Below are 11,816 nucleotides of genomic sequence, written 5' to 3'. Positions count from 1 at the left end.
GCTATAAAGTCTGCCCGCTGTCGACGGTGATAATCTGCCCGGTCATGGCTTCCTGAGCGAGCGCGGAGCAGATGAAACGGGCGATATCTTCCGGCGCGGCAATGCTCTGCAGCAGCAGGTTCGGTGTGAGCTTGTGCATCTGCGCTTCCCGGCCCGCCCACCAGCGTGTCGCTACGGCTCCCGGGGCAACGCAGTTGACCCGGATGTCAGGGGCGAGAGCCTTGGCCAGCGACCGGGTCAGACCGTGAACAGCCGCTTTGGACACCGCGTAAGGAAGTGACGAACCGGCACCCGTATTTCCGGCAATACTGCCGAGATTGACGATGGCCCCTTGCCCGCTTGATTTCATATACGGGGCGGCTGCCCGGGCACAGAAGAACATACCTTTGACATTTACGCCGTATAATTCATCCCACACCTCGGAGGTGACTGCCTCCAGATCATCCATAGGAATATGCTGTGTGATACTGGCATTATTCACCAGCAGATTTACAGTGCCATAGGTCTGTACTACTTGTTCTACCATTGCCCGTACCTCGGCATCTGCGGACACATCAGCTTGTACAGCAATGGCCTGCCCGCCCTGCTCTATGATCATGTCAACCGTTTCCCGGGCTTCCGCTTCCGAACGGGAAAAATTCACGGCAACCTTTACACCTTGCCCGGCAAGCTGAAGGCTGGTTGCCCGCCCGATACCTGTTCCTCCGCCTGTCACTATCGCGACTTTACCCTTCAGATCCATCCTTATCCGCTCCCGACTTCTTATTGTTATTGAATATCCTGAGTACAATTGTATTCAGTTTGCCTGGTTTTGTATAATTGAATGAAATGAAGGAATGATTCAATAATATTGAACTATATCGAGCGCACTAGAGCAATCTCAACAGCAGATGGTCAATGGACTCTGTAATGAAACACCCTCAAGCTCAGGTAGGCTGAATGCTATTCGCCATTCCCGCGGAAAACGGGAGTCTTACTGGAAAGAGGTTAGCGCAAATGGATTTCAAAACTTTAAAAACCTTTCAGGCCATTGTGAGCACAGGAAGCTTTAACCGTGCAGCCGAAGAGCTTAGCTATGCCCAGTCTACGGTAACTATGCAGATCCAGAAGCTTGAGGCTCAGCTGGGCGTTCAGCTCCTGGAGCGCGGCAAACAGCAGGTGATCCTGACGGAGGCCGGGAGGCTGTTCCATGAGCAGAGCCTGCAGATTGTGAAAGACATGGAGCGGCTGCAGAGCAGTCTGGCTGATCTGCAGTCGGGCGGAGCAGGGAGTGTCCGGATCGGTGCAACCGATCCGACTGCGAGTTATCGGCTGCCGCAGCTTTTGCGCATATTCATGGAACAGTTTCCCCGGATCATACTTTCAGTAGAGATTGCCGGAACAGCGGCTCTCAACGGGCGGCTCCTCCGGGGAGAACTCGACATGATTCTGTGTTCAGCCCCGCAGCTTGGGACGGAGCTGTATTTCGAGCCGCTTTTCACCGAGGAGTTCGTGTTGCTGCTGCCCGAAGGTCATCCTCTGGAGACGGAGAAGGAGATTACTGCGGACCTGCTTCGTGGACACCGTCTGCTCATTACGGCTGCGGACTGCCCTTACCGCAAGAAGCTGGAGAGTATTTTGCAGGAAGCAGCCGGTCCCCCGCTGAACACCATGGAAATCGGCAGTATGTCCGCCTTGAAATTCTATGTGGAGAACGGTATTGGGATGGCTTTTGTACCTGAGATTACCTTACAGACTCTTCCGCCTGGTACAGTGGTCAGGAGACTATCAGGGCCGGGAGTTGATATGAGCTGCGGAATCGCCTGCAGAATAGCTGATTACCCGCTGAGGGGGGCGAACTTACAAGTCTATCAATTCCTGAAGCGGGAATTGGGGATACCTGTGCATATGTAGAATAGAGCTAATAAGAGCTGATAAGAACGGTTTGAGACAACTATACTTTATTTCCATATCCGGCTGTTCATGACGAAACTCATGGGCGGCCGGTTTTTTTTGTGTAAGGATTGAATTTATTGTACTCAAAGGGAACCTTTATCCCGCAACGGACCAATATAGAGTGAAAACCAAGACAGAAAGGAGAGAGACGGATGACTGAGGAAGAGCTGCATGGCTGTCTGCAAAGGCTGAAAGAAGGAGACAAGGATGCTTTCACTGCGCTGCATGACAGCATCAGGCACCAGGTGTACGGGACAGTCTGTCTGCTTGTTGACCGGCAAGGCGATGTGGCTGATGTAGTGAATGAAATCTACATTGAATTGTTCCGTAGTCTGCCGCAGTATGACAGGAATCGGCCCTTTGGGGCATGGCTGAACGGAATGATTGTACGGCAATGCAGCAACTGGAGCCGGAGAAGCTGGCGCAGGCTGCGCATCCAGATCCGCAGCAGGGAGAATGCGTCAGAGTTGTTGCTGCCGGGGGCGGATACACCGCTCCTTGAGCAGGAACAGCGGGGAGAGCTGCTTCAGCTGGTGGCTGGGCTTCCCCCTAAACTGCGCAGTGTTGTTGTCCTTCGCTACTATGGGGAATGCAGCTTTGAGGAGATAGCCTCTGCCCTGGAGATACCGCTGGGTACCGCTAAATCCAGGCATCACAAGGCAATGCGCAAGCTGCGGCAGCATGCCGTATTCATAGAGGAAGATGAGATGAAGGGGGACTATACATGCCTGTCGAAAGTCAATTGAAACGGGAGTTTGCCAGCTTTAAGCAGAATACAGTAATGCCGGAACAGCTGGAGACACAGATTTCCGCAAGCTTTGATCAGTACTTCAAATTCCAAAACGAACGGAAAACCAAAAGACATATGCGCGGCACTGCAAGGATAGCGGTTGTTCTCTGCGGCCTGATGCTGTTCGGAGGCGTGGTTTATGGTGCGGAAAGGTTATGGGCCGTTACATATGGTTCTACTGGAATAAAGGTGATCGTTCATTCGGACTATACTGAATCCGATGAACATGGTGAGCACGTGAAGCTGCTTGTTGAAGACATTCAGACTAAACTGGCTGTGAATGAATCCGCGTTCCTGTATGTGTCACTGCCCAATGGGGGATATGACCTGCTTAAGGTGAACTGTCCGCAGCTGTTCTCCGATATAGAGAGCTGGAAGGAGGTCATCGAGCCAATTACCGGAAAGCTGGCTGTGCCAAGCAGTCTGCCGGAAGGATATTATTTTGCCGAAGCGAGGTCTGACAGTCAGCTTGGGATTATGGACGAATCCTGGGTAAAGAAATACACCAATGTCCTCTCGAAAAGGGTCAAGCCCGGTGAGGATTATGCCTGGATCAAGAGCTTCAACACTCCTAATAGAATAGCTAAGACTGTAAGCCCGCAGCTCATATATGAGGGTCCAAGAGGGAAAAGTGATGCAATTGTGGTTAAGTATACGCCTAGCGGACTGGAAGCGCAGCTCACAGCAAATTTTGCAGCGGCTACTACGGTTGAGGAGATGAAGGTTGGAGCTTTAGATGCTTTATATATTGTGAATAAAGAAGCTTATGGGAACCAAAACAACTATTATGCTTATATCCAGTGGATCGAGCTAGGGGAGAATAACGAATGGAACATTTTGCATGAAGTAAGCACAGAATCACCGGATGTATCCAAAGAGACTCTGCTTAAAGTTGCCGAAGGGCTGCGCTAAAGCGGCCTATGCCAAGTTCAGCTGCATGCTTGTCCCGCTATAACTAAAATAAATCCCCCTATAACACATATAAACCTCTATTATTGATAGCTTCATCAACAATAGAGGTTTATATTATAACCACTATACCCATGTTCTTCTCAGACTCCTTATCCTATCCTTTGTACTCAGCCGGGTAGAAATCGTCCGAGGCGGCAGTCAATTTGCCTATCCTGCCCGTTAAATCTTCTCTAATTCATCCGCTGACCACGATAGGATTGATTGTGGGCTTTTGAGCTTTAAGAAGCTCATACCATTTCGTGTAGGGATGGATTGAAAGCTGTAACGCCAGGATCAAAGATATAGTCTCAAGCTCAGGGAGTACAGCTGCTTAAGAGGACTGCCGGAGATTCTGCCCCCGCATGCGTTCTTACCGCAGTGTATGGTTCCTTGAGTTGATACCTGTATTATACCGCGATAGGCAGTAGCCGTAAAAAGGCGAATACTTTAAATTTGCGGTTATTTTTCACTGTAAGATCATGTAAGCGCTATTATTCTTCCTTATCCTTAGTTTTTTAGGAGGATTCCGAACAATAGTTATTCACTCTAAACTTGATCCAACGTAACCCAGTCGCTGCAAGGAGGGCTAAATACTCTAACGGAATCTCAGTCCGAATGTCCTGCGAATTCGCCATTTCTTCGCAAATAACGGAATCTCAGTCCTCCTCACCAGCTGATGCGTTCATGAGCCCGTGATGCTCCAGCCAATCTCCCGCTAATCTCCAGCCAAGCTCAGGTGAGGAAAAGTGCAATTGCTAAGCTTCTTAGCTCAGCATGTTTTGTCCGCAAGTAGCTTCACAATCTATATTTGATTCACCTGCAGGGCAAATTTGTGTCTGGAACAGTGCTGTCTTATAAAATGGACGGCAAAAGCGATGCCGTTTGCTGTATAATTTACTGATTGTTATGTTGCGGTTCAGGTATTCGGGCACTTGAAGGAGGAAGAGGGATGAGTTTGTTTGGAGTGAGGCTTGACGGAACCCGCAGCGGGTTAATCAAGTCTTTTCTGGAGGATAATTATGTATGTGCGGGAGATCCCGTTATTGGAAATCTGGAGTCCAGCGGGAGAGAGGATATCCGCAGCAGGCTGGCTGCATCCGGAGCTTATCAGGGGCGGGAGCTGGAAGAAGCTCTCAGCAGTTTAGACACCTTCGTCAACATGATGCAGGACGGGGATTATGTGCTGATTGCGGATGAGGAATGGGTATACCTTGGCGATTTGGGTGATTATTTCTATGATGCCCGGCAGGAGAGTGTGGAGGGCGGAACTGCGCACCGGCGCGGAGTAACCTGGCTGAAGAGTCTGCCCCGTACAGCTGTGAATTCTGCAGTACAAGCACTGCTTGCTTCGGATCAGGAAGTTACCCGCTATTCAGGGGTGCTGCCTGCAGCAAGATTGGATTTGTGGCTTGCAGATTCTTCGGATGTGGATGTGGAGACTGCTCACTCCCCGGCCCGTGTGGATGAAGCCACAATAGCTGAGGCGCTGGCTGTTCTGAAGGCTGCCCTGCACAGTCCCGATGCGGAACGGCGGGAACGCGCGGCAGCGGCTATATTGCATTATGCCAAATGAACATCAGACTAAAGCTTTATCTTATAAAATCACAGCAAAAAGGTCTTCCGGTTAAGCTACCGGAAGACCTTTTTGCTGTCAACTATTAAACAGGGACTTCGCTGGACCGGGGGTAGGCTCAGATAAATTCAACGAACTCATTAACCGGCTTGCGGTAGCCGCGCGGTCTAATTTTGTGCTTGTTGTCTTTGCCGATCGTAATCAGCATTACCGGAACGAAGTTGTCGCTGAGCCCGAGGGTAGCTTTCACCGCCTCCGGATCAAAACCGATCATCGGGCAGGTATCCCAGCCCTTATCCTTGGCAATCAGCATGAACTGCATAGCTGACAAGGAAGCATTGCGGATTGCCTCATCCCGCTGGAAAGCGTCTTTTCCGGTGTAAGAATCATTAATAGACTGAATGGTGCGGTCGTAATCCTCTTCGCTCATGGCTCCCAGCATTTTAAGTCCGCTATAGATTTCTGGAGCCTGCTGGTAGGCATTTTTGTCACCCAGCACAACGATGACAGCCGAGGCGGTGTGGATTTTGTATTGGCCGTAAGCACCTTTACGGATTTCTTCCTTCACAGTGTCATCGCTGATGACTTTGTAGTGGGCGTGCTGCAGGTTGAAGGCCGATGGAGCCAGGCGGGCCAGTGAGAACATCTCCTCAAGCTCATTCTGTGGGATTTTCACCCCTTCAACGAAATTCATAGCCGATCTGCGGGACTGAACCAATTCTGAAAAAGTACTCATAAATAACGACCTCCATTGTGATATGTATGTTGGTTAGTAATAATAAATAGCTGATATTAATAAATAAACTTACAATAAGTTACTTGCTTAAAATATCACGACCACAAGCATACGTCAATGATTAAACAACATTAAATTGTGAATTTTAGTTCAAATAGTCGATAAATTTTGAAAAAGCGAGAAAAGAAGTGATATTAATCACAAAATAAGGCTATAAAGCCAAAAACATTGTGACATTTATTACAACCGGAATGTTATAATAGTCACATAGTTTCAGTGGATGAACACTTTTAAGCAGCTATGCCATTGTAAAGGAGACTTCGATATGTCAGAAACCATTACCCAAACCCCTTTGGAACAAGAAATACCCGCAGCAGGCCTTCCCCAAGAGGATTTGCTGAATCAGCTTCTGAAGCCGGAAGTTCAGGAATCCCTGATTCTTCTGGTGGAGCAGCTGCCGCAGATTACCCAACTGGTGAATGTATTAACCAAATCGGTCGATTTTGTACAATCGGTTGCAACGGATGAAGTTTTGAAAAATGATACGGTAGGCGCAATCAAGGAGATGGCAGGTCCTGTGGTAGGCTCTGTCAAGAATCTGGCGGCTACAGTTATTGAAGCGAAAGACCGCGCGGATGCAAGCAGTGAAACCATCAGCCTGTTTGGCATGATGAAAATGATCAAGGACCCGCAGGTACAGAACGTGCTCCGTTTCATGAATGCATACCTGCAGGTCAGCGGCGAACGCCAATCCGGTAAATAATTATTGTTCAATTCTTAATCGTAAGGACGGAGGAAATATGATGTCAAAACACATAGTTATTCTAGGTGCAGGTTACGGCGGCTTATTGAGTGCGCTAACCGTGCGCAAATATATGAGCAAAGCTGAAGCCAGAGTTACAGTGGTTAATCAGTATCCAACACACCAGATCATTACCGAACTACACCGCCTTGCAGCAGGAAGTGCTTCGGAACAGGCGGTTGCCATGCCGCTAGCGAAGCTGTTCGCCGGTAAGGATATCGATCTGAAGATTGCCAAGGTTAATTCGTTCTCGGTGGAGAACAAGCAGATCATCCTCTCGGATGGAGTAATGCTGACTTATGATGCTCTCGTTGTCGGTCTGGGCAGCACGACGGCTTATTTCGGCATTCCGGGACTTGAACAGTACAGCATGGTGCTGAAATCGGCGGCGGATGCACTGCGGATTCACGGACATATTGAAGACCGGATTCGTGAATATGCCAAAAGCGGCAACGCGGCCGATGCAACCATCCTGATCGGCGGGGGCGGCTTGACAGGTGTTGAGCTTGTAGGTGAAATTGCCGATGTACTGCCCAAGCTGACTAAGAAATATGGAGTGAATCCGGCTGAGATCCAGCTGCTGCTCGTAGAAGCCGGACCGAAGATTCTTCCGGTTCTGCCGGATCATCTGATTGAGCGCGCGACAACCAGCCTCGAGAAACGGGGAGTTCAGTTCCTGACAGGTCTTCCTGTTACTAATGTAGCAGGCAATATCATTGATCTGAAGGACGGCCGCCAGATTGTGGCGAATACCTTCGTCTGGACCGGCGGCGTGCAGGGCAACCCGCTGATCGGCGAGTCCGGGCTTGAAGTGAACCGCGGCCGCGCAACCGTGAATGAGTTCCTGCAATCCACTTCACACCAGAATGTATTTGTAGCCGGTGACAGTGCGGTTGTGTTCGCACCGGATGGCCGTCCGTATCCGCCAACGGCACAAATTGCCTGGCAGATGGGTGAACTGATCGGCTATAACCTTTACGCTTACCTGAATGATAAAGCCTCCGAGACCTTCAGTCCGGTGAATTCCGGGACACTTGCCAGTCTTGGACGCAGAGACGGAGTAGCGATTGTCGGCGGCAATTCCACACCGCTGAAGGGTCTGCCGGCAACGCTGATGAAGGAAGCAAGCAACGTCCGGTATTTGACCCATATTCACGGATTGTTCAGTCTGGCCTATTAATTCTCTCCTAACCATCTATACCTAATGCAGGCCGCTTCCATGCGGCAGATCATCCCCTTTAACCGCCAGCAGGCAGTTGAAGGGGATTTTTCATGAATTCAGACTGTGAAAGGAGAGCTGTGTGAAATTACATAGTAAATTACTGGAAGGCCCTTTATCCTGAATGAGGCATACATCCTTTATATGAACTTTTTGCGCAGCACTAGGAGGAGAAGATGATTCAGAACGGGTTTATCTGCAATTGGATGGAGGTTCAAACGGACGGGCAGGGCCGCGGATTGTATTATAAATATTCTGCATACCGTGCGCCTGCTGTCATCTTTATTTCCGGATTAGGGGATGGTTGCGATTCCTGGAGCGGTGTCCAGGAGAATATTGCGCAGCATGCCTCAACCCTCGCTTATGACAGAGCCGGTACCGGGAACAGCCCGCGAGTGCCGGGACCGCGCTCCTGCCAGGATCTGGTGGAGGAGCTGTACCGGCTGCTTGCACTGCTGGATATTAAAGCCCCTTATATTCTGGTCGGTCATTCCTTTGGCGGTCTGGTAGCCAGACTCTTCGCTTGCTGCTATCCTGAGCGGACAGCAGGAATCGTACTGATAGATGCTGCAGGCGAATATAAGGAGCTTACTTATGAGCGGGTGCTGCCCCGTCAGCATATCGCTGCGAACCGGGCGTACCTGCTGAACCCTTCGCTCAATAGGGAGCAGATCGATAAGATGCACAGCTATAAGCAGATCTCTGCTGCCCGGGGTTCCATGCCAAGCCAGGTTCCGCTGTCGGTGATAACCAGGGGGCTTGCGGATGAGGATGGATCAGACTGGCCGGCACACGCGATACTGGAGATTGAGCAGAAGAGCCAGGCGGAGTTCCTGGAATTATCTATGGCCAGCAGGCAGGTGATCGCTGGAAGCAGCGGTCATTATATCCATCATGACCAGCCCGGTCTGGTCATTGAAGAAATCATGGGGATGATACAAGCTCATTCCAACGAGCTTAATCACTGATATCAGCGTCTTCACAAGAACCTTTCACAGTACTGGAGATTATCAGCAATCAACCGAGAAGCCGCAGAAGGCAACCTGAATACTGCCCTGCATGAAGCGCTTAGAGACGTGAACAGATTTACTCCGTAAATATGTAATGAAAACGTATTCGCAGGAAAATCTATTTGTTATAATGTTGATGTTTATACCATTACAGATGTTTTCATAGGAGGATTTCAGGCATGCCATTTCAAAAGAACGATATCATCCTGTTCCAGGGTGATAGTATCACGGATTGCGGCCGTAATTACGCAGACGCTTCATCGCTGGGTGTAGGTTACGCGCTGATGGCGGGCGCTCGTCTTGGGCTGCAGTATCCTGAGAAGAACCTTACCTTCATCAACCGCGGCATCAGCGGCAACCGCGCCGTGGATCTGCAGGAGCGCTGGGACCGGGATTGTCTGGAGCTGAAGCCGACCTGGGTATCCATTTATATTGGAGTGAACGATACCTGGCGCTGGTTCGATTCCGGGCAGGAGACGACAGCGGCTGAGTTCGAGGCTTCCTACCGTGATCTGATTGAACGCACCAAGCAGAGCCTGGATGCCAAGCTGGTACTGGTTGAGCCGTTCGTACTGCCGGTGCCGGAAGACCGTAAGGGCTGGCGTAAGGATCTGGACCCGAAAATTCATGTGGTCCGTGAGCTGGCCCGTGAATATGGCGCTGTATTGGTGCCACTGGATGGACTGTTCGCCGCTGCTTCGGTTAAGGCCGAGCCTGCCTTCTGGGCCGGGGATGGCGTACATCCTTCACCTGCCGGCCATGCGCTGATTGCAGAGGCCTGGATGAAGGCTGTAGGGGCTATAAGCTAAAGCAGAGTAAAGCGGGAAATTCCCTACATATTGAATTTGCTGCACTGACCGGTTCCTGCGTATCAAGCGGACCGGTTTTTGGCATACACCGGGGCGGATAGGTTGCCTTCTGAACGGAAGCGGGAGATCCGTGAATTTCACTCTGCTTAAGAAGGCTGTTATACTTGTATCATACATAAGGATGTGGAGGTGGAACCCATAAGGCGGTTACTGCTGATTCTGCCTGTTTTTCTGGTTGTTCTATTAAGCGGCTGCCAGAATGCTTTCGGCTACATTAACTCAAGATGGATTTCTGAAATTGATTTGACCTATAACTCTGTAGAGAGCCAAGCGGAGACGGCTCCCTTTGAGTCCAGGATTTTCAAAGACGGCGAGTTCATTAAGACGATGGCTTCTGCCATGAATACAAGCAAGCGTATTGCGGGAGAGCTGGATTACGATGCGGATTTCAGCATGAAGCTGGTCTACGGAGATGGTTATACAGAAGACTTTATTCTGGGCTTGGGCCAGGAAGAAGGGAGTAGCGGACTGCTGCTATCTGCTGAGCGGAACGGGACGGGCTATACAGTCTCTGCCAAGAATGCCGATAAGCTGCGCAAGCTGATCTTCAGCGGCGGAAGTCCAGCAGCGGCGAAGTCCGAAGCGGAGGAGGCATCGGTGGTAACTCAAGGTCCGGTAACGGTCTCACGCAATGATTTATACCCGGTCACAGGAAACAAGGAATTCCTGAATCTCCAGCTGCTGAAGGGCAGCTACAGCGAGGATTGGTCCATCGCTTCCCCGCTGGCTGGACGGAGCTGGAGCGGTCAATTCCGGCTGGCCATTACGGATGAACAGGGCGCAGCACTGGGCACGTTCGCGCTGAGCCGGCATTTCACCGAAGAATTGAGCTTCGGCGATTTGTTCCAGATTCAGTTCGCTGATTATAACGGGGACGGTAATCCCGATTTTACGGTTGGCCAATATAGTTCTTCGAACGGATCATTGTTCAAGCTGTTTACAGTGAAGCCGGATCATTCGATCCAGGAACTGCAGATTAAAGGAGCGGCTTCCGGGCTGTTCATCAGCAGTCCTGACCGGTATTCGGTTAAGCTGGACGTGATCGAAGGCGGTTTCCGGGCGGATCATTATGACAACGCTCTTGGCAGGCAGGTTGAGACTTCATACCGCTGGGACGGTGCCGCTTTCCAGGAAGTAGCCGGAGAATCAACAGATAAGAGAGGAATGTGAACAGGATGACGAGCGAGACACTGCAGGATTTGCAAGGACTGAAGGCAGCCGGTAAAGTGGTGGGCCACACCATCGCCGAGATGAAGAAAAGTGTAGTTCCCGGAATGACGACTGCAGAGCTGGACGAAGTGGGCGCGAGGATTCTGAACCATTTTGGCGCGAAATCTGCCCCTAAGGTAACCTATAACTTTCCCGGAACCACCTGCATCAGCGTCAATGAAGAGGTGGCACACGGAATCCCGGGTCAACGGGTAATCCAGGCCGGTGATTTAATCAATATTGATGTTTCGGCCGAGTTGAACGGGTACTACGGGGACGCCGGGGTATCTTTTCAACTGCCTCCTTATAATGAGAAGCTGGTCCATCTCTGCCGGAGTACGGAGGAAACCATGATGAGCGTGATTAATCACCTCAGAGCGGGAATGAAGGTGAATGAGATTGGCCGGGTCATGGAGTCGGAGGCGCACAAGCGCGGCTACAAGGTTGTGCGTAATCTCTGCAGCCACGGCATCGGCAAATCGTTGCATGAGAAGCCCTACGAGATCCTGCCGTTCTATAATCCGCGGGTAACGACTGTGCTGAAGGAAGGTCAGGTCATCACGATAGAGCCATTCCTGTCTACGGGTGCGGATTTTGTAGAGCAGCAGTCGGATGGATGGACGCTCAGTGTGGCGGACAACAGCCGTGTTGCCCAGTATGAACATACGATTGTGGTCACCAAAGGCAAACCGATTATTCTGACAAGCGCCTAAGAGCTTAGC

12 protein-coding genes are annotated in these 11,816 nt (G+C 50.6%); 10 read left to right on the top strand and 2 right to left on the bottom strand.

The features are described 5' to 3' along the window. Window position 1 precedes the first annotated feature (1 nt). Window positions 2–742 carry an SDR family NAD(P)-dependent oxidoreductase gene (locus tag MHI42_RS06685; protein WP_342423237.1) on the bottom strand — a complete coding sequence of 247 codons (741 nt, stop codon included), beginning with the start codon at window positions 740–742 and terminating at the stop codon, window positions 2–4. 254 nt (window positions 743–996) lie between these two features. On the opposite strand from MHI42_RS06685, the gene MHI42_RS06680 reads away from it, so the two are divergent. From MHI42_RS06680 to MHI42_RS06665, 4 genes are all read left to right on the top strand, one after another. Next, window positions 997–1,893 (top strand): LysR family transcriptional regulator, encoded by an 897-nt coding sequence (locus MHI42_RS06680; protein ID WP_342423236.1) that lies wholly within the window; start codon window positions 997–999, stop codon window positions 1,891–1,893. Window positions 1,894–2,087: 194 nt separating this feature from the next. Continuing rightward, window positions 2,088–2,681: a sigma-70 family RNA polymerase sigma factor gene (locus tag MHI42_RS06675; RefSeq protein WP_342423235.1), complete on the top strand. Its 594-nt coding sequence runs from the start codon at window positions 2,088–2,090 to the stop codon at window positions 2,679–2,681. Beyond that, the gene (locus MHI42_RS06670) at window positions 2,660–3,637 is read left to right on the top strand and encodes a hypothetical protein (RefSeq protein ID WP_342423234.1); all 978 of its coding nucleotides are present in this window, start codon (window positions 2,660–2,662) and stop codon (window positions 3,635–3,637) included. Before MHI42_RS06675 ends, MHI42_RS06670 begins: the two co-directional genes overlap by 22 nt. Before the next feature lie 988 nt (window positions 3,638–4,625). Beyond that, on the top strand, window positions 4,626–5,249 hold the full coding sequence (locus MHI42_RS06665) for a hypothetical protein (protein WP_342423233.1): 624 nt from the start codon (window positions 4,626–4,628) through the stop codon (window positions 5,247–5,249). 118 nt (window positions 5,250–5,367) lie between these two features. Here the strand turns inward: MHI42_RS06665 and MHI42_RS06660 are convergent, their stop codons facing one another. Continuing rightward, window positions 5,368–5,985 (bottom strand): nitroreductase family protein, encoded by a 618-nt coding sequence (locus tag MHI42_RS06660; RefSeq protein WP_171716522.1) that lies wholly within the window; start codon window positions 5,983–5,985, stop codon window positions 5,368–5,370. A 325-nt stretch (window positions 5,986–6,310) separates the two neighbouring features. Between MHI42_RS06660 and MHI42_RS06655 the strand changes: the two genes are divergently transcribed. The 6 genes from MHI42_RS06655 (at window position 6,311) to map (ending at window position 11,807) form a co-directional block, all read left to right on the top strand. Further along, window positions 6,311–6,748: a DUF1641 domain-containing protein gene (locus tag MHI42_RS06655; RefSeq protein WP_042136226.1), complete on the top strand. Its 438-nt coding sequence runs from the start codon at window positions 6,311–6,313 to the stop codon at window positions 6,746–6,748. 40 nt (window positions 6,749–6,788) lie between these two features. Then, window positions 6,789–7,967, top strand: a complete 1,179-nt coding sequence (locus MHI42_RS06650) for an NAD(P)/FAD-dependent oxidoreductase (RefSeq protein ID WP_342424691.1) — start codon at window positions 6,789–6,791, stop codon at window positions 7,965–7,967. Between the two features lie 245 nt (window positions 7,968–8,212). Then, window positions 8,213–8,974, top strand: coding sequence for an alpha/beta hydrolase (locus MHI42_RS06645; RefSeq protein ID WP_342423232.1), 762 nt, complete (start codon window positions 8,213–8,215; stop codon window positions 8,972–8,974). A gap of 221 nt (window positions 8,975–9,195) precedes the next feature. Continuing rightward, window positions 9,196–9,825 (top strand): SGNH/GDSL hydrolase family protein, encoded by a 630-nt coding sequence (locus MHI42_RS06640; protein WP_042136230.1) that lies wholly within the window; start codon window positions 9,196–9,198, stop codon window positions 9,823–9,825. A gap of 189 nt (window positions 9,826–10,014) precedes the next feature. Beyond that, window positions 10,015–11,055, top strand: coding sequence for a hypothetical protein (locus tag MHI42_RS06635; protein ID WP_342423231.1), 1,041 nt, complete (start codon window positions 10,015–10,017; stop codon window positions 11,053–11,055). 5 nt (window positions 11,056–11,060) lie between these two features. Further along, window positions 11,061–11,807: a type I methionyl aminopeptidase gene (gene map / locus MHI42_RS06630; RefSeq protein WP_039297084.1), complete on the top strand. Its 747-nt coding sequence runs from the start codon at window positions 11,061–11,063 to the stop codon at window positions 11,805–11,807. Window positions 11,808–11,816 lie beyond the last annotated feature (9 nt).

This window comes from Paenibacillus sp. FSL E2-0178 (genome assembly GCF_038593005.1).
GTDB lineage: Bacteria > Bacillota > Bacilli > Paenibacillales > Paenibacillaceae > Paenibacillus_AQ > Paenibacillus_AQ phytohabitans.
This window is presented reverse-complemented; position numbering and strand designations above follow the sequence as displayed.